Consider the following 16,636-nt stretch of genomic DNA (forward strand, 5'->3'; position numbering starts at 1 on the left):
CCGACGCCGGATCACTCGGTGCCGGATCACTCGGTACCGGATCACTCGGCGCGGCGGCCGTATGCGCGGGAGCGGTCCGCGCGCCGTAGCGGCCGCGCAGCCGGGACATCAGGAACGCGCCGAACGCGTCCGCGTCGACGTCCGTCGCCACCTTCGCGTTGGGCGGCAGCCCGGTGCGCCCGTGGACGTCGGCGACCAGGGCGCCCCGGGTGAACTCGCCCGCGCATTCGACCGTCACCCACGCTTCCGTCCAGTGCAGAAGGTCCGGCCGGACGGCCGCCGCGACGGCGAGCGCGTCGTGCACGGCGCAGGCGCGCACGGCGTGGCGGCGGGCGTAGCGCTCGATGAGATGGCTGAGCATCCGCCCGGCCGCCGAGGTCACGGGCGTGCCGTCGGCGATGAGCGCCTCCGCGTCGGCGAGCGGGGTCAGGGCCTCGCGGGTCACGTCGAGTCCGACGATGCGCAGCGGCACCCCGGCCTCGGTGACATACCGGGCGGCCTCGGGGTCGGCGTGGAAGTTGAACTCGGCGGCGGGCGTGGTGTTCCCCGGGGCGAAAGCGGCTCCGCCCATGACGACGATCTCCTTGAGCCGCGTCCGGGTGTCGGGGTGGGCGTGCAGCAGCGCGGCGACATTGGTGAGCGGGGCCGTGGCGATGAGGGTGATCTCGCCGGGGGCGCCGCCGCGGATCCGCTCGGCCATCCAGTCCACGGCGTGGCCGGGGTGGGCGGCCCGGGCGGGCGCGGGCAGTTCCACGCCTCCCAGGCCGTACGCGCCGTGCACCGGCTCATCGGGGTGGCGCGGCACCCGGGCCAGCGGCCCGGCGTAGCCGCGGAGCACCGGGGTGTCCGCCGCCGGGCCGCCGATCAGGTCGCACAGCCGCAGGGCGTTGTCGACGACCTGATCGAGTCCGACGTTGCCCGCGACGGTGCACACGCCCGCGATGTCGAGCTCCGGCGACGCGTACGCCAGCATCAGCGCGATCGCGTCGTCGATGCCCGGGTCGCAGTCGATGATGACCCGCGAGGGGGCCTCGCTCATCCGGAGACCTCTCGCTGGAAGCGGTCCACCCACTCGTCGTTGTGCGCGACCGAGTAGCCGAGGTCGGGAGAGGTGAAGCCGGCGGCGGAGGGGTCGCTCGCGGCCTTGCCCGACACCTTGGTGATCGCGGCAGGCACCTTGGCGTCCTTGTTGACCGGCTTGTCGCTGAAGGAGGCGGCCGCCTTCTCCTGGACGTCCGCGGAGAGCAGATAGTTGATGAACTTCTCGGCGCCGGCCTTGTTCTTGCCGCCCTTGACGATCTGGGCGGTGTTAGCGGCGACGTAGCGGCCCTTGTCGAACGGCGCCCAGCCGATCGGCTTTCCGGCCTTGGCCGGGTCCACCGCGAACAGGTCCAGGCCGGGGGCCATCTCGACCTCGCCGCGGTCCAGGAGGCTCACCAGCTCGGTGCTGCGGTTGAAGAACTTGAGCACGTTGGGCTTGAGGTCGGAGAGCTTCTTGAAGGCGGTGTCGATGTCCTTCGGCCCGGAGCCGTAGGTCGCGGCGGTGGCCTGGAGGAACGGAGCGCCGGCGCTGGTGGACAGGTCGGGGATGGCGACCTTCCCCTTGTGCTTGGCATCCCACAGGTCCTTCAGCGTCGGCGGCTGAGTGAACTTGTCGGTGCGGTAGAGCATGCCGAGCAGCTGGTAGGTGTAGGCCGGTCCGTAGCCGTCCGTGCTCTTGGCGAAGTCATAGATCTTCGAGACGTTGGGGACCTTCTTCGGGTCGATCTTGTCGAAGAGGCCCTGCTTCTGGCCCATGGCGGCGAAGAGGTCGGAGATCATCACGACGTCCACGGTGGGGTCGGCCTTGTTGACGCGCAGCTTGGTCAGCCGGTCGGCGTTGGCGCCGGTCTCCACGGTGACGTCGATCCCGGTCTTCTTCTCGAACGGCTTGACGACGGTCTTCTCGAACTGGTCGGCGCCGAAGCCGAAGGTGCTGACGGTCAGCTTCTTGGGGTCGGCGTCGGCGGATTGGGCACAGCCGGAGAGGGAGAGGGAGACCAGGGCCGCGGCCGCGGCGCCGCCTATGAGTCGGGTGGTGCGCATCATGCGGGGAGCTCCTGCTGATCGGGGGTTTCGAGCCGGGCGTCAGCGTCGTCGCCGGGCAGGGGGACGGCCCGCGCCAGGGGCAGATGGAGTCGTATCGACGTGCCGGGGCGCAGTGCCTCGTCGGTGCTGACGGCCTGGAGGGTGCGGTCGCCGACGGTGACGGTGACCGCGAAATCCGTACCGCGGAACCGGACCGAGGTGACGGTCGCGTCGACCACCTCGCCGCCGGCGGGCGGCTTCTGGGTGGGGGCGAGGATCTCGATGTGCTCGGGCCGGATGGTGACCCGGCCCCGTCCGGGGAGGTCGAGGAAGTTCTCGTAGCCCAGGAACTGAGCGACGAAGCGGGTCGCGGGCGCCCGGAACACCTCGCGCGGATGGCCCTGCTGCACGATCCGGCCGCGGTCGAGGATCACCATGGAGTCGGCGAGTTCGAGCGCCTCCTCCTGGTCGTGGGTCACCAGGATGGCGGTCAGCCCGGTCTCGCGCTGGACGCGCAGCAGTTCCTGCCGCATCTGGATCCGCAGCCGCGCGTCCAGGTTGGACAGCGGCTCGTCGAGCAGCAGCACCGAGGGCCGGACGGCCACGGCGCGGGCCAGCGCGACCCGCTGCTGCTGGCCGCCGGAGAGCTCCTTGGGCTTGCGCCGCGCGAGATGAGCGAGCCCGACCAGCTCCAGCACCTCGCCCACCCGGGTGCGGATCTCGGCGGCGGGCGCCCCCCGCATCCGCAGCCCGAACGCGACGTTCTTCTCCACGGTCAGATGCGGGAAGAGGGCGTACGACTGGAAGACCATGCCGATGTTGCGGCGCTCGGGCGGCAGGTGGGTGGCGTCCTCGCCGTCGAGCAGGATCGTGCCGCCGCTGGGGGGCAGAAATCCCGCGATCATCCGCAGCGTCGTCGTCTTGCCGCAGCCGCTCGGGCCGAGGAGGGCGGTGAACTGTCCGCGCTCCACGGTCAGATCGATGGCATCCACGGCCACCGAACCCGAGAACTCCCGGGTGATGGCCTGGAGCTGGACCACAGGCGTCGTCATCTGGCGCATCCCTACTTGCTGAAGACCTTGTTGAAGCCGACGAGCCGCTCCGTGACCACGGCGACCAGCACGGTCGCCGCCAGCAGCAGCGTGCTCACGGCCGCGACGACCGGGTCGAAGGAGAATTCGACGTAGTGGAGCATCTCGACCGGGAGACTGGAGACTCCCGGGCCGTTGAGAAGCAGCGAAAGCGGCACGTTGTTGAAGGAGGTGAGGAAGGACAGCACGGCCGCGGAGACGATGCCGGGCGTCATCACCGGCAGGGTGATGTGCAGGAACGTCCTGAGCGGGCCCGCGCCCAGACCGCGTCCCGCCTCCTCCAGGGCGGGGTCGGCCATGGCGAGCGACGCCCCGGTCACCCGTACCGCGTACGGGAGCAGCAGCACGGTGTGGCCGATCAGCAGCGCGCCCAGGGCGGTGATCCGCAGGGTGACCATCAGCTGCTGGAACAGCGCGAAGCCCAGGACCAGCTCCGGAACGATCGCCGGGGACAGGAACAGCGCCTCGACCGCCTTGCGACCGCGGAACCGCCGCCGCTGGATGGCCAGCGCGGCCGGTATGCCCACCAGCAGGGCGAGGACCGTGGCCCCAGCCGCGACCAGCAGACTCGTGCCGAGCGCGGCATGGAAGGGCTGGTAGGACAGCGCCTTGCCGAACCACCTGCCCGACAGGCCCGGGGGCGGGAACTCCACCGTGTCGCCGGAGGAGAACGCGATCGCCACGACGAGCAGGATCGGCCCCAGCAGGAACACCATCGCCAGCGCGGACAGCGCGGTGAGTACCGGACGGCCACGCATCAGACCGCCCCCACCTTGGACAGCCGGCCCGAGACCACGCTCGCGGCGAGCACCAGGGCCGTCATGATCAGGGCGACGGCGCTGGCCGCGCCCCAGTCGAGCTTCACATTGGCGTAGTCGTACAGCAGGGTGGCCAGGGTGCGGTTACGGGTCCCCCCGAGCAGCAGCGGCGTGGTGAACGCGGTGACCGCGCCGGCGAACACGAGCGTCGCGCCGACCAGCACCCCGGGCAGCGCGAGCGGCAGCACCACCCGCCGGAAGGCCCGGCCCGAACTCGCGCCCAGTCCGCGGGCGGCCTCCTCCAGCTTCGCGTCGACATGGGACAGGGAACTGTACGAGGTAAGGATCATGATCGGGGTGAAGAGCTGGGTGAGCCCGGCGACCAGGGCGAACTCCGTGTACAGCAACTGAGTACCGCTGTCCGCGAGCCCCAGGTCGACCAGCAGGGCGCTGATCAGCCCATTGCGGCCGAGGATCACCAGCCATGAGAAGGTGCGCACGACGGTGGACAGCAGCAGCGGGAAGACCGCCAGGGCCAGCAGCAGTCCCTGGCGGCGCGCGGGCGCCCGGGATATGAGGTACGCCACCGGGAAGCCGAGCAGCAGGCAGATGGCCGTGGTGAGGGCGGCCACCCTGACGGTGCGGGCCGCCACCTCCAGGACATAGTCGTCCCCGAGCATGGAGCCGAGTTTGCCGAGGACATCCGGATCGTCAGCGGCCGGCGGCGCGAACAGCGTGATGCCGAAGGGATAGAGAAAGCCGAAGGCGAGAAGCGCCATGCCCGGCAGGAGCAAGAGGCCTGATGCCGCTCTGCGTGACACGGGCCGGTCCCCCTTTACGTGCGATCGGATGCCTGCAACCGGTTGCAGCAACCGATTGCAGGCAAGCTACGCTAAGCATGGGGAGGCGTCAACGGTCGCCGGTTAAAACCGTGTAACCAGCAAGGAAAGCAGGGGCGGATGGTTCGGCTGGCAGATGTCGCACGCGCGGCGGGCGTGTCCACTTCGACGGCGTCGCGCGCGCTCAGCAGGCCCGATATGGTCGCGCGGGAGACCCGGGAGCGGGTCTCCCGCGCGGCCGCCGAGATGGGATTCCGGCTCAACGCCACCGCGCGGGCGCTGACCACCGGCCACACCGGCCTGGTGGGAGTCATCGTCCCCACCCTGGCCAACCCCTTTTTCCCGCCCATCGTCACGGGGGTTCAGCAGTCCCTCACCGAGGCGGGCGGCAATGTGCTGCTCGGGGTCTGCGACCACTCGGCCGAGCGGGAGCGGGAGCTGGTGACGCAGCTGGGATCTCAGGTCGACGGGCTCGTCCTGGTCGCGCCGGTCAACGCCGACGCGACGCTGCGCACCTTCGCCGAGCGGCTGCCGGTGGTGACCGTGGACCGCACGGCGCCGGGGCTGCCCGGGGTGGTGGTGGACACGCCCGGCGGCGTACGGAAACTGATGGCGCATCTGCTCGGCCTCGGCCACCGGCGCATCGCCTACCTCGGTGGCCCGCCCGGCTCCTGGATGGACCGGCAGCGCCGGAGGGCCGCGCTGGACTCGGTGACGGACAGCGGGGGCGAACTGACCGTACTGGACCCCGTACCGCCGCAGTTCGACGCCGGGCTCGCCGCGGCGGAGCATCTGGTACGACACGAGGCCCAGGTCACCGCCGTCATGGTCTACAGCAGCTATGTGCTGCTCGGGCTCTTCATGGGGCTGGGCAGAGCCGGGCTGCGCGTGCCCGCGGACATCAGCCTCGCCGCCTCGGACGACCTGACCGTCATCGGCATGACCCAGCCGGGCAGCACCGCGCTGCATGTGCCCCTTCAGGAGGCGGGCAGCGCGGCGGGCCGGCTGGTGCGGGAGACCCCGTCGGCGGGCGGGCGGCCGCCACGGATCCGTATCCCCACCCATCTCGTGGTGCGCGACTCCACGGCGGCGCCGCGGAACGACGCCTGAACCTCAGCGCTCCGCTGGAAGTCCGGTGCGTCGCCCGCGGGTACGTCGTGGCTGGTCGCGCCCCGCGGCGGAGCCGCACATCGACACGGCCCCGCGCCCCTACGGAACGCCTCAGCGCTCCTTCTGGGCCAGCCTCAGCAGATGGTCGGCGAGCGCCTGGCCGCCCAGGGGGTCGCGGCTGATCAGCAGGAGCGTGTCGTCGCCCGCGATGGTGCCGAGGATGTCGTGCAGCTCAGCCGAGTCGATGGCCGAGGCGAGGAACTGGGCGGCGCCCGGCGGAGTGCGCAGCACCACGAGGTTGGCCGACGCCTCCGCCGAGATCAGCAGCTCAGCCGCCAGCCGGGCCATCCGCGCCTCGCTCGCCGACTCGCCGAGCGGGGCGCGCGGCGTGCGGTCGCCGCCCTCGCTCGGCACCGCGTAGATCAGCTCACCGCCGGTGTTGCGGATCTTCACCGCGCCCAGCTCGTCCAGGTCCCGGGAGAGCGTCGCCTGGGTGACGGAGAGCCCGTCGTCCGCGAGCAGCTTGGCGAGCTGGCTCTGGGAACGCACGGCCTGCCGGTTCAGGATGTCCACGATCCTGCGGTGGCGTGCGGTGCGGGTCTGCGGCACGGCCGGTCCGCCGTGGTTGGCGTCCTGCGCGTCGGTGTGCTGCGCCTCGGTCATCGGTGTCGTCAGTCTCCGGCTCGTCGTTCCCCGTCTCCCTCATGTGCGGCGTCCAGCACGGCGGGCAGCTCCCGGAGGAAGGTGTCCACCTCGCCGTCGGAGATGACGAGCGGCGGGGCGAGCCGGACCACATCCGGCGCGACCGCGTTCACCAGGAGTCCCGCGTCCTGAGCCGCCTTCTGCACCTGCGGCGCGAGGGACTCTGTGAGCACGATACCGAGCAGCAGCCCGGCGCCGCGGACGCGGGCGACCGATGCGTGGTCGAGCGACTCGATTCCGTTACGCAGCCGCTCCCCCGCCCGCTTGACCCGGTCCAGGAGGCCGTCGGCGGCGATGGTGTCGAGGACGGCGAGACCGGCGGCGCAGGAGACGGGGTTGCCGCCGAAGGTGGATCCGTGCTGACCCGGGGTCAGCAGGTCGGCCGCGGGCCCGAAGGCGAGGGTGGCGCCGATGGGCAGCCCGGCGCCGAGCCCCTTGGCGAGGGTGACGACATCGGGCTCGACGCCCTGCGCCTGGTGCTCGAACCAGTGCCCGGTCCGCCCGATCCCGGTCTGGATCTCGTCGAGCACCAGCAGGGTGCCGGTGGCCCGGGTGATCTCCCGCGCAGCGGCCAGATAGCCGGCCGGCGGCACGATGACGCCGTTCTCGCCCTGGATGGGCTCAAGGATGACGAGGGCGGTGTCGGTGGTGACGGCCGCGCGCAGCGCCTCCACGTCCCCGTACGGCACGTGCGTCACATCGCCGGGCAGCGGGAGGAAGGGCTCCTGCTTGGCGGGCTGGCCGGTCAGGGCCAGCGCGCCCATGGTGCGGCCGTGGAAACCGCCGGCGGTGGCCACCATATGGGTGCGCCCGGTGCGCCGCCCGATCTTGAAGGCGGCCTCGACCGCCTCCGCGCCGGAGTTGGAGAAGTACACGCGTCCGGAGCGGCCGAAGAGCTGGAGCAGCCGCTCGGCGAGCGCCACCGGGGGCTCGGCCACGAAGAGGTTGGAGACATGGCCGAGGGTGGCGATCTGGTCGGACACCGCCCGGACGACGGCGGGGTGGGCATGGCCGAGGGAGTTGACGGCGATACCGCCGACGAAGTCGAGGTACTCCTTGCCGTCCGCGTCCCAGACCTTGGTGCCCTCACCGTGGGTGAGCGGGAGGCGGGGGGTGCCGTAGTTGTCCATGAGCGCCCCCTGCCAGCGCCGCTTCAGCTCCGCGTTGCTCACTGGTCCTCCCCCTTGTCGCCCTTGCTGTCCTGGTCATCCTTGCCGGTCGCGGTCCCGTCCGGCAGGACCATCGTGCCGATGCCCTCGTCGGTGAAGATCTCCAGCAGGATGGAGTGCGGTACGCGCCCGTCGAGGACACGGGCGGTGGTGACCCCGTGGCGCACGGCGTACAGACAGCCCTCCATCTTCGGCACCATGCCGCTGGCCAGCTCCGGGAGCAGCTTCTCCAGCTGGCTCGCGGTGAGCTTGCTGATCACCTCGTCGCTGTTGGGCCAGTCGGCGTAGAGGCCCTCCACATCGGTGAGCACCATCAGCGTCTCGGCGCCCAGCGCGACGGCGAGGGCGGCCGCGGCCGTGTCCGCGTTGACGTTGTAGACATGGCCGTCGTCGGCGCTGCGGGCGATGGAGGAGACGACCGGGATCCGGCCGTCGTCCAGCAGGGCCCGGACCGCGCCGGTGTCGATCTCGGTGATCTGGCCGACCCGGCCGATGTCCACCTGCTCGCCGTCGATCTCGGCGAAGTGCTTGGTGGCGGACATCAGATGCGCGTCCTCGCCGGTCATGCCGACGGCCAGCGGGCCGTGCCGGTTGAGCAGCCCGACCAGTTCGCGCTGGACCTGTCCGGCCAGCACCATCCGTACGACGTCCATGGCGTCGTCGGTGGTGACCCGCAGCCCGGCCTTGAACTCGCTCACCAGACCGTGCCGGTCCAGCTGTGCGCTGATCTGGGGGCCGCCGCCGTGGACGACGACCGGGCGCAGACCCGCGTGGCGCAGGAAGACGACATCCTGGGCGAAGGCGGCCTTGAGCTCGTCGTCGACCATGGCGTTGCCGCCGAACTTGACCACCACGGTCTTGCCGTGGTGCCGGGTCAGCCAGGGCAGCGCCTCGATGAGGGTGCGGGCCTTGGGCAGGGCGGTGTGTTTACGGGTGGTGGTCGGCTGGCTCATGAGGAATAAGCGCTGTTCTCGTGGACGTAGTCGGCGGTGAGGTCGTTGGCCCAGATGACCGCCGAGGCGCTGCCCGCGGACAGGTCGGCGGTAATGCGGACCTCGCGGAAGCGCATGTCGACCAGCTCCCGGTCCTCGCCCACCGAGCCGTTCTTGCACACCCAGACGTCGTTGATCGCGACGTTGAGCTGGTCCGGTTCGAAGGCGGCCGAGGTGGTGCCGATCGCGGAGAGCACCCGGCCCCAGTTGGGGTCCTCGCCGTGGACGGCGCACTTGAGGAGGTTGTTGCGGGCGATCGAGCGGCCCACCTCCACCGCGTCGTCCTCGGTGGCCGCGCCCACGACCTCGATCCGGATGTCCTTGGAGGCGCCCTCGGCGTCCCCGATCAGCTGGCGGGCGAGATCGGCGCAGACCTCGCGGACCGCCTCGGCGAACTCCGCGGCGTCGGGAGAGACGCCGGAGGCGCCGGAGGCCATCAGCAGCACCATGTCGTTGGTGGACATGCAGCCGTCGGAGTCGACCCGGTCGAAGGTGGTGCGGGTGGCGGCGCGCAGCGCGGTGTCCAGCCCGGGGGTGTCCACGTCGGCGTCGGTGGTGAGGACGACGAGCATGGTGGCCAGGCCCGGGGCCAGCATCCCGGCGCCCTTGGCCATACCTCCCACGGTCCAGCCGGCGGGGCTCTGTACGACGGCCGTCTTGTGGACGGTGTCGGTGGTCTTGATGGCGATCGCGGCCTTCTCGCCGCCGTGTGGGGACAGCGCCTCGGCGGCCTTGCCGACCCCGGACAGCACGGCGTCCATGGGCAGCCGGACGCCGATGAGCCCGGTGGAGGCCACGGCGACCTCGCCCGCGCTGTGGCCGAGGACCTCCGCGACCTTCTCGGCGGTGGCGTGGGTGTCCTGGAAGCCCAGCGGGCCGGTGCAGGCGTTGGCGCCACCGGAGTTGAGGACGACGGCCGAGACCTGACCGCCCGTGATGACCTGCTCGGACCACAGGACGGGGGCGGCCTTGACGCGGTTGGAGGTGAACACGGCCGCGGCGGAGAGGCGCGGGCCGGTGTTCACCACGAGTGCGAGGTCGGGGTTTCCGTTCTCCTTGATCCCTGCCGCGACGCCGGAGGCCGTGAAGCCCTGGGCAGCCGTAACGCTCATGGAGCGACTCCGATCGTGGAAAGTCCCAGCTCCTCGGGGAGGCCGAGGGCGATGTTCATGCTCTGCACCGCGCCGCCCGCGGTGCCCTTGGTCAGGTTGTCGATGGCGCTGATCACGAGGGCGCGGCCGGCCGCCTCGTCATGGGCGACCTGGAGCAGCGCGGCGTTGGATCCGTACACGGCGGCGGTGGAGGGCCACTGGCCCTCGGGGAGGAGGGTGACGAACGGTTCGTCCCGCAGCGCCTTGTCGTACGCGGCGCGCAGGCTCTCCCCGGTGACTCCGGGCCTGGCCTTGGCACTGCAGGTGGCGAGGATGCCGCGGGGCATCGGGGCGAGGGTCGGAGTGAAGGAGACCGACACCCGCTCCCCCGCCGCGGCGGACAGGTTCTGGATCATCTCGGGGGTGTGCCGGTGTCCGCCGCCGACGCCGTACGGGCTCATCGAGCCCATGACCTCGCTGCCCAGCAGATGCGGCTTGGGCGCCTTGCCCGCGCCCGAGGTCCCGGAGGCGGCGACGATGACCGCCTCGGGCTCCAGCAGCCCGGCCGCGTACGCCGGGAAGAGCGCGAGGGAGACGGCGGTGGGGTAGCAGCCCGGCACCGCGATGCGCTTGGTGCCCTCCAGCGCGGCGCGGGCGCCGGGCAGCTCGGGGAGGCCGTAGGGCCAGGTGCCGGCGTGCGGCGAACCGTAGAACCGCTCCCAGTCCGCCGCGTCCTTCAGCCGGAAGTCGGCGCCGCAGTCGATGACCAGGACCTGGTCGCCGAGCTGCTCGGCCACGGCGGCGGACTGCCCGTGCGGCAGTGCCAGGAAGACCACGTCATGTCCGGCCAGCGCCTCGGCGGTGGTGTGCTCGAGCACCCGACCGGCCAGCGGGAGCAGATGGGGCTGCAGCCCGGCGAGGGGCTGTCCGGCGTTGGAGTTGCCGGTCAGGGTGCCGATCTCCACCTCGGGGTGGGCGAGCAGCAGCCGCAGCAGTTCCCCGCCCGCGTATCCGCTCGCGCCCGCCACCGCAGCACGTATGGCCATCGCCGTCGTCCTCCCTAGATGATGGCATGACTATACGTTCCACGACAGCTTTATGCAAAGGGGTGGCCGGATTCCCACCATCGAGGTGGTGTGGTCGGGTAGCCGGATCACGTTGCCGTGGCCCGGCCCCCTCAGAACCGGACGTTTCCGGTGTGAGGCCGACGCAGCGCTGGAGGCGTTGCGTCGCGAGTTGGGCGACGGCTGGACGGTCGAGGACCGCCGGAGCTAAGCCACGCCTATGGCCAACAGGTGTGCTCAGCTGGCCGACTGTGGCGCTCAGGCCCAGGTGGGCCAGGGCACAGCGCCGTGGCCGGTCCTCACCGGCCCCGAGGGCCACGAGTTCCACGCCCTCGCCCCGTCCTGACGGGGAGCCGCCCGGGAAGCGGCTCAGATGATGATGACCCGGCGCCCGCGCGTATGACCGGCCTGGCTGTCGATGTGCGCCGCCGCGGCCTCGGCGAGCGGATACGACTTCTCGACCGGGATGTGGAGCTTTCCCCGCGAGATGAGGTCGACGGCCTCGGCGAGCGCTTCCGGCACGCTCCCGGCCACGCCGGAGAACCGGACACCCAGCTCCGGCGCGCCGAGATCGGCGATGGAGACCACCTTCCGCGGATCCCCGGTCAGCTCGACGAGCTCGCGGATCACCCCCGAACCGGCCAGATCGAGTGCCGCGTCGACCCGGCCGAGCCGCCGCACCCGATCGACCCAGCCCTCGCCGTACGTCGTGGCAACGGCACCCAGGCTCCTCAGATAGTCCTGGTTCGCGGCCCCGGCCGTGCCGATCACCGCGATGCCGCGGTCGCGGGCGATCTGCAGCACCGCCGAGCCGACTCCCCCGGACGCACCGCTGACCAGCAGCGTCTGCCCGGACCGTACGCCGACCTCGCGGATGACGCGCAGCGCGGTCTCCACCACGGAGGGGTACCCGGCCGCCTCCTCGAACGTCAGCCCCTCGGGCATACGGGCCCAGGCCGACAGCACGGCGAACTCGGCATAGGTGCTCGAACCCTCGCCGAACACATGATCGCCGACCTCGACCCCTTCGGCGCCCTCGCCGACCTCGTCCACCACCCCGGAGGCGTCCAGCCCGACTCCGGAGGGCAACTCGACCGGATGGGCCCCCAGGATCTGGCCTTCACGGATCCGCCAGTCGACGGGGTTCACGCCCGCCGCCCGCACGGCGACGCGTACCTGGCCGGGGCCCGCATGGGGCTCCTCGGCGTCTATGAGTTGCAGAACGTCCGGACCGCCGAACTCGGCGAAGCTCACTCTCTTCATGCGACCGACCGTAACACTAACGGTTAGTATTTAAAAACGGTTTCGGCTTTGCATCTGATAGCGTGAGGGCATGACCGTGCCGCCCGGACGCCGAGAGCGCAAGAAGGCCGCGACCCGCCAGAAGATCGCTGATGCCGCCCTGCGGCTCTTCCTGGAACGCGGATACGACGCGGTGGGCATCCGTGACGTGGCCGCCGAGGCCGACGTGGCCGTCACCACGCTCTTCTCCCACTTCGCCTCGAAAGAGGCCCTGGTGTTCGAGCAGGACCAGGACTTCGAGCAACGCCTCACACAAGCGGTCACCGACCGGGCGCCGCACGAACCGCTCCTCCCCGCGCTGCGCCGCGAGATCCAGGCCCTGGTGCGCCATTGCACGGCGGACAGCGCCGCCCCGGTCTGGCACATGATCGACGCATCACCCGCCCTGCGGGAGTACGAGGAGTCGATGAGGCTGCGCCATGCGGAGTCGCTGGCAACGGCCATCGCCGCCGATCCCGGCCTGTCACAGACCACGACGGCCTGCCGGACGATCGCGAGGTTCGTGATCGACGCCTATGCGCTGGCCCGTGAGGCGGCCGATCCGGAGGCCGCGGTGGACGAGATCTTCCGGATGATCGAGGCGGCCTGGGAGGTCGCCTCACCTTCTCGACGTACGTGACCTCCAGGTAGGGCAGGGGCCGCTGAGGAGACAGGGGCCACTGAGGAGACGGGAAAAGGGGACCGCCCCCGGCCGGGCGAGTGCCGGCCGGGGGCGGTGTGGTGCGGTGGTGCGTCAGGCGCCCCAGGCGGGTCAGCCGAGGGTGGCGAGGGCCTGGTTGAAGGTCGCGGACGGGCGCATGACGGCCGCGGCCTTGGCCGGGTCGGGCTGGTAGTAGCCGCCGATGTCGGCCGGGGAGCCCTGGACCGCGAGCAGCTCGTCGACGATCGTCTGCTCCTGGGTGGAGAGCGTGTCGGCGAGCTGGGCGAACGCCTTGGCCAGGTCGGCGTCGTCGGTCTGCTTGGCCAGCTCCTGGGCCCAGTACAGGGCCAGGTAGAAGTGGCTGCCGCGGTTGTCGATACCGCCGACGCGGCGGCTGGGCGACTTGTTCTCGGCCAGGAAGGTGCCGGTCGCCCGGTCGAGGGTGTCGGCGAGGACCTGGGCCCGCGCGTTGCCCGTCTTCTGCGCGAGGTGCTCGAAGCTGACCGCGAGGGCCAGGAACTCGCCCAGGCTGTCCCAGCGCAGGTAGTTCTCCTTGACCAGCTGCTGGACGTGCTTGGGCGCCGAGCCGCCCGCGCCGGTCTCGAACAGACCGCCGCCGTTGATCAGCGGGACGACCGAGAGCATCTTGGCGCTGGTGCCCAGCTCCAGGATCGGGAACAGGTCGGTCAGGTAGTCACGCAGGACGTTGCCGGTGACCGAGATCGTGTTCTCGCCGCGGCGGATCCGCTCGAGGGAGAGCTTGATCGCCTCGACCGGGGCCAGGATCCTGATGTCCAGGCCCTCGGTGTCGTGCTCCGGCAGGTACGCCTTGACCTTCTCGATGAGGTTGGCGTCGTGGGCGCGGCCCTCGTCCAGCCAGAAGACGGCCGGGTCGCCGGTGGCGCGGGCGCGGGTGACGGCCAGCTTGACCCAGTCCTGGATCGGCACGTCCTTGGTCTGGCACATCCGGAAGATGTCACCGGCGCCGACGACCTGCTCGATGACCGCGTTGCCCGCCCCGTCCAGGACGCGGACGGTGCCCGTGGTGGGGATCTCGAAGGTCTTGTCGTGGCTGCCGTACTCCTCGGCCTTCTGCGCCATCAGGCCGACGTTGGGCACCGAGCCCATCGTGGCCGGGTCGAAGGCGCCGTGGGCGCGGCAGTCGTCGATGACGGCCTGGTAGATCCCGGCGTAGCTGCTGTCCGGGATCACCGCGAGGGTGTCGTGCTCCTCGCCGTCCGGGCCCCACATGTGGCCGGAGGTGCGGATCATGGCCGGCATGGAGGCGTCGACGATGACGTCGGACGGCACATGCAGGTTGGTGATGCCGCGGTCGGAGTCGACCATGGCCAGCTCCGGGCCCTCGGCCAGCTCGGCGTCGAAGGACGCCTTGATCGCCGCGCCCTCGGGCAGTGCCTCCAGGCCCTTGAGGATGCCGCCCAGACCGTCGTTCGGGGTCAGACCGGCGGCGGCGAGGGTCTCACCGTGCTCGGCGAAGGTCTTGGGGAAGAAGGCGCGTACGCCGTGGCCGAAGACGATCGGGTCGGAGACCTTCATCATCGTGGCCTTCAGGTGCAGGGAGAACAGCACGCCCTCCGCCTTGGCGCGGGCCACCTGCGCCGAGAGGAACTCGCGCAGCGCCGCGACGCGCATCACGGAGGCGTCCACGACCTCGCCCGCCAGCACCGGCACCGACTCGCGCAGCACGGTGGTGGAGCCGTCGTCGCCCGCCAGCTCGATGCGCAGCGAGCCGTCCTCCGGGACCACCACGGACTTCTCGGTGGAGCGGAAGTCGTCGGTGTCCATGTGGGCCACATTGGTCTTGGAATCGGCCGTCCAGGCGCCCATGCGGTGCGGGTTGGCCTTGGCGTAGTTCTTCACCGAGGCGGGGGCGCGGCGGTCGGAGTTGCCCTCGCGCAGCACCGGGTTCACCGCGGAGCCCTTGACCTTGTCGTAACGGGCGCGGATCTCCCGCTCCTCGTCGGTCTTCGGGTCGTCCGGGTAGTCCGGCAGCGCGTAGCCCTGCTGCTGCAGCTCGGCGACCGCGGCCTTCAGCTGCGGGATCGAGGCCGAGATGTTCGGCAGCTTGATGATGTTCGCCTCGGGGGTCTTGGCGAGGTCACCCAGCTCGGCGAGGGCGTCGGGGATGCGCTGGCCCTCTTCCAGGTGCTCGGGGAACTGGGCGATGATCCGGCCCGCCAGGGAGATGTCCCGGCTCTCCACGCTGACCCCGGCCGTGGAGGCATACGCCTCGATCACCGGCAGGAACGAGTACGTCGCGAGGGCAGGGGCCTCGTCCGTGTGCGTATAGATGATGGTCGAGTCAGTCACCGGGTGCTCCGCTCCACGTCTGCAACATTGCTCGACATCAAGATATCCGGTGCCGAGTGCTTTCCCGAAAGGGCCCTGGGCAGAAAGCCGGGCCCTGGTCACGGCCCGCGCTTCGATGGGATCGTCCGGCCCATGCCGATGACTCTGCGGGGCGCGCGGGTGGTGCTGCGCCCCACCGTCCCTTCCGATGTTCCCTCCCTGGCCGCGATCCGCGCCACGCCCGAGGTGTACGCGCGCTGGCGGGGCGGCGAGGACCTGGTGGCGGCGGTGCGCGAGGACCTGGCCGAGCCCGGCGCCGAGCAGCTGACCATCGAGGACGAGGGCGTGGTGATCGGCATGATCCAGTGGTCGGCCGAGGCCGATCCGGAGTACCGGCACGCGAGCGTCGACATCTATCTGGACCCGGCGGTGCACGGGCGGGGGCTGGGCACCGACGCCGTACGCACCCTGGCCCGCCATCTGATCGCCGACCACGGCCACCACCGGATCGTGATCGACCCGGCGGCGGACAACCCCGCCGCGATCCGCTGCTACGGCAAGGTCGGCTTCCGGCCCGTCGGCGTCATGCGGTCCTATGAGCGCGGCGCCGACGGTACGTGGCATGACGGGCTGCTGATGGATCTGCTGGCCGAGGAGCTCACCCCGTGAGCGGAGACCCGGGGAGCGTTTGTGTCACGTACCGTCCACGCGCAGCCGCCACTCGCCCGCCCGGCCGGTGAGGGTGACCGTGGAGAGCGGACGGACGTCGACGTTCCAGTAGCAGTGCGGCGGTGCCTTGATCGCGTACATCAGGGCGGCACGGACCACGCCGGGGTCGGCCACGGCCACCATCTTGGCGTGGTCCTCGGCCGGGCGGGTGTCCAGCCAGCCGCCGATCCGCATGATGAACGCGTGCAGCGACTCCCCGCCGTGCGGTGCGGAGCGCGGATCGCCGAGCCAGGCGTCCACCTCCGTGGGTTCGCGCGCCATCACATCGGCGAGGGAGCGGCCCGCCCAGCGGCCCATGTCGCAGTCGCGCAGGGCGAGTTGGACCAGTGGTGTGAAGCCCAGCGCGTCGCCGGTCTCCCGGCTGCGGGTCGACGGCGAGCAGTAGCGCAGCTCCGCCGCGGCCAGCGGCAGCAGCCCGGGGGCCGCGCGCTCGGCGGCGAGCCGGCCCTCCGGATCCAGCGGCCGGTCGTCGCCGAAGCGCTCCCCCAGCCGGGAGGAGCTGCGGCCGGCGGCCACCAGCGTCAGCCGAAACGTCATCCCGGCATCGTAAGGTCACGGCCGCGGCTCCAGGGCCCGTAACCAGGAGAAGAGCAGGGCCTTTCGGTGTGCGCCGGGTCACCGGGCGGCTCGAAGCGGCCGTCTCGTGAACACCGTGCGCATCGTGGGTGGCGGGCAGGATGCGGCGCGGACCGCCGGGGGCGCTCTGAAGGGGCGCGGGGCTGTGCCGATGCGCGGCTCCGCCGCGTGGGGCGCGGCCGCGGACGATCGACGG

Annotated in this window: 17 protein-coding genes; 4 read left to right on the plus strand and 13 right to left on the minus strand. The window is 71.3% G+C overall.

Annotated elements, in window-relative coordinates:
* From GWI24_RS24715 to GWI24_RS24735, 5 genes are all read right to left on the minus strand, one after another.
* The coding region (locus tag GWI24_RS24715; protein WP_247616842.1) for a nucleoside hydrolase at positions 1–1,039 on the minus strand (1,039 nt) is incomplete at its 3' end.
* Positions 1,036–2,088 carry an ABC transporter substrate-binding protein gene (locus GWI24_RS24720; RefSeq protein ID WP_210948109.1) on the minus strand — a complete coding sequence of 351 codons (1,053 nt, stop codon included), beginning with the start codon at positions 2,086–2,088 and terminating at the stop codon, positions 1,036–1,038. The genes GWI24_RS24720 and GWI24_RS24715, both read right to left, overlap by 4 nt.
* The gene (locus GWI24_RS24725) at positions 2,085–3,119 is read right to left on the minus strand and encodes an ABC transporter ATP-binding protein (RefSeq protein WP_247616843.1); all 1,035 of its coding nucleotides are present in this window, start codon (positions 3,117–3,119) and stop codon (positions 2,085–2,087) included. Before GWI24_RS24725 ends, GWI24_RS24720 begins: the two co-directional genes overlap by 4 nt.
* Before the next feature lie 11 nt (positions 3,120–3,130).
* Positions 3,131–3,916, minus strand: coding sequence for an ABC transporter permease (locus GWI24_RS24730; RefSeq protein ID WP_203348376.1), 786 nt, complete (start codon positions 3,914–3,916; stop codon positions 3,131–3,133).
* On the minus strand, positions 3,916–4,695 hold the full coding sequence (locus tag GWI24_RS24735) for an ABC transporter permease (RefSeq protein ID WP_247616844.1): 780 nt from the start codon (positions 4,693–4,695) through the stop codon (positions 3,916–3,918). Before GWI24_RS24735 ends, GWI24_RS24730 begins: the two co-directional genes overlap by 1 nt.
* A gap of 180 nt (positions 4,696–4,875) precedes the next feature.
* Between GWI24_RS24735 and GWI24_RS24740 the strand changes: the two genes are divergently transcribed.
* Positions 4,876–5,865: a LacI family DNA-binding transcriptional regulator gene (locus GWI24_RS24740; protein WP_210948111.1), complete on the plus strand. Its 990-nt coding sequence runs from the start codon at positions 4,876–4,878 to the stop codon at positions 5,863–5,865.
* Between the two features lie 111 nt (positions 5,866–5,976).
* Here GWI24_RS24740 and GWI24_RS24745 read toward each other — a convergent pair whose 3' ends face one another.
* Genes GWI24_RS24745 through argC form a run of 5 tightly spaced genes read right to left on the minus strand, consistent with a single transcriptional unit; the run spans position 5,977 to position 10,865 of the window.
* Positions 5,977–6,528, minus strand: coding sequence for an arginine repressor (locus GWI24_RS24745; RefSeq protein ID WP_210948112.1), 552 nt, complete (start codon positions 6,526–6,528; stop codon positions 5,977–5,979).
* An 8-nt stretch (positions 6,529–6,536) separates the two neighbouring features.
* On the minus strand, positions 6,537–7,739 hold the full coding sequence (locus tag GWI24_RS24750) for an acetylornithine transaminase (protein ID WP_210948113.1): 1,203 nt from the start codon (positions 7,737–7,739) through the stop codon (positions 6,537–6,539).
* On the minus strand, positions 7,736–8,689 hold the full coding sequence (gene argB / locus GWI24_RS24755) for an acetylglutamate kinase (RefSeq protein ID WP_210948114.1): 954 nt from the start codon (positions 8,687–8,689) through the stop codon (positions 7,736–7,738). Before argB ends, GWI24_RS24750 begins: the two co-directional genes overlap by 4 nt.
* Positions 8,686–9,840, minus strand: a complete 1,155-nt coding sequence (gene argJ / locus GWI24_RS24760) for a bifunctional glutamate N-acetyltransferase/amino-acid acetyltransferase ArgJ (RefSeq protein WP_210948115.1) — start codon at positions 9,838–9,840, stop codon at positions 8,686–8,688. The genes argB and argJ overlap by 4 nt, the downstream gene beginning before the upstream one ends.
* On the minus strand, positions 9,837–10,865 hold the full coding sequence (argC, locus tag GWI24_RS24765; protein ID WP_210948116.1) for an N-acetyl-gamma-glutamyl-phosphate reductase: 1,029 nt from the start codon (positions 10,863–10,865) through the stop codon (positions 9,837–9,839). The genes argJ and argC overlap by 4 nt, the downstream gene beginning before the upstream one ends.
* Before the next feature lie 238 nt (positions 10,866–11,103).
* Here argC and GWI24_RS46330 point away from each other — a divergent pair, with 238 nt between their 5' ends.
* Positions 11,104–11,229 (plus strand): hypothetical protein, encoded by a 126-nt coding sequence (locus GWI24_RS46330; protein ID WP_281790493.1) that lies wholly within the window; start codon positions 11,104–11,106, stop codon positions 11,227–11,229.
* A 23-nt stretch (positions 11,230–11,252) separates the two neighbouring features.
* Here the strand turns inward: GWI24_RS46330 and GWI24_RS24770 are convergent, their stop codons facing one another.
* Positions 11,253–12,146 carry an NADP-dependent oxidoreductase gene (locus GWI24_RS24770; RefSeq protein WP_210948117.1) on the minus strand — a complete coding sequence of 298 codons (894 nt, stop codon included), beginning with the start codon at positions 12,144–12,146 and terminating at the stop codon, positions 11,253–11,255.
* Positions 12,147–12,216: 70 nt separating this feature from the next.
* On the opposite strand from GWI24_RS24770, the gene GWI24_RS24775 reads away from it, so the two are divergent.
* Positions 12,217–12,804, plus strand: a complete 588-nt coding sequence (locus GWI24_RS24775) for a TetR/AcrR family transcriptional regulator (RefSeq protein ID WP_210948118.1) — start codon at positions 12,217–12,219, stop codon at positions 12,802–12,804.
* A 132-nt stretch (positions 12,805–12,936) separates the two neighbouring features.
* Here GWI24_RS24775 and GWI24_RS24780 read toward each other — a convergent pair whose 3' ends face one another.
* Entirely contained in the window at positions 12,937–15,156 is a 2,220-nt protein-coding gene (locus GWI24_RS24780) for an NADP-dependent isocitrate dehydrogenase (protein ID WP_210948119.1), read from the minus strand.
* Positions 15,157–15,294: 138 nt separating this feature from the next.
* On the opposite strand from GWI24_RS24780, the gene GWI24_RS24785 reads away from it, so the two are divergent.
* Positions 15,295–15,804 (plus strand): GNAT family N-acetyltransferase, encoded by a 510-nt coding sequence (locus tag GWI24_RS24785; RefSeq protein WP_210948123.1) that lies wholly within the window; start codon positions 15,295–15,297, stop codon positions 15,802–15,804.
* A gap of 24 nt (positions 15,805–15,828) precedes the next feature.
* Here the strand turns inward: GWI24_RS24785 and GWI24_RS24790 are convergent, their stop codons facing one another.
* Complete coding sequence (locus GWI24_RS24790; RefSeq protein ID WP_210948120.1) at positions 15,829–16,401, minus strand: histidine phosphatase family protein; 573 nt, start codon at positions 16,399–16,401, stop codon at positions 15,829–15,831.
* Between the last annotated feature and the right edge of the window lie 235 nt (positions 16,402–16,636).

It is taken from the genome of Streptomyces sp. MK37H, assembly GCF_018035285.1.
Lineage (GTDB): Bacteria > Actinomycetota > Actinomycetes > Streptomycetales > Streptomycetaceae > Streptomyces > Streptomyces endocoffeicus.

Excerpts from the sequence above, each read along its gene's own strand:
- GWI24_RS24725 (WP_247616843.1), bottom strand. The coding sequence starts at position 3,119 with ATGACGACGCCTGTGGTCCAGCTCCAGGCCATCACCCGGGAGTTCTCG.
- argB (WP_210948114.1), bottom strand. The coding sequence starts at position 8,689 with ATGAGCCAGCCGACCACCACCCGTAAACACACCGCCCTGCCCAAGGCC.
- GWI24_RS24790 (WP_210948120.1), bottom strand. The coding sequence starts at position 16,401 with ATGACGTTTCGGCTGACGCTGGTGGCCGCCGGCCGCAGCTCCTCCCGG.
- GWI24_RS24775 (WP_210948118.1), top strand. The coding sequence starts at position 12,217 with ATGACCGTGCCGCCCGGACGCCGAGAGCGCAAGAAGGCCGCGACCCGC.
- GWI24_RS24735 (WP_247616844.1), bottom strand. The coding sequence starts at position 4,695 with ATGGCGCTTCTCGCCTTCGGCTTTCTCTATCCCTTCGGCATCACGCTG.
- argJ (WP_210948115.1), bottom strand. The coding sequence starts at position 9,840 with ATGAGCGTTACGGCTGCCCAGGGCTTCACGGCCTCCGGCGTCGCGGCA.
- argC (WP_210948116.1), bottom strand. The coding sequence starts at position 10,865 with ATGGCCATACGTGCTGCGGTGGCGGGCGCGAGCGGATACGCGGGCGGG.
- GWI24_RS24745 (WP_210948112.1), bottom strand. The coding sequence starts at position 6,528 with ATGACCGAGGCGCAGCACACCGACGCGCAGGACGCCAACCACGGCGGA.
- GWI24_RS24785 (WP_210948123.1), top strand. The coding sequence starts at position 15,295 with ATGACTCTGCGGGGCGCGCGGGTGGTGCTGCGCCCCACCGTCCCTTCC.
- GWI24_RS24730 (WP_203348376.1), bottom strand. The coding sequence starts at position 3,916 with ATGCGTGGCCGTCCGGTACTCACCGCGCTGTCCGCGCTGGCGATGGTG.
- GWI24_RS24740 (WP_210948111.1), top strand. The coding sequence starts at position 4,876 with ATGGTTCGGCTGGCAGATGTCGCACGCGCGGCGGGCGTGTCCACTTCG.
- GWI24_RS24720 (WP_210948109.1), bottom strand. The coding sequence starts at position 2,088 with ATGATGCGCACCACCCGACTCATAGGCGGCGCCGCGGCCGCGGCCCTG.
- GWI24_RS24770 (WP_210948117.1), bottom strand. The coding sequence starts at position 12,146 with ATGAAGAGAGTGAGCTTCGCCGAGTTCGGCGGTCCGGACGTTCTGCAA.
- GWI24_RS46330 (WP_281790493.1), top strand. The coding sequence starts at position 11,104 with ATGGCCAACAGGTGTGCTCAGCTGGCCGACTGTGGCGCTCAGGCCCAG.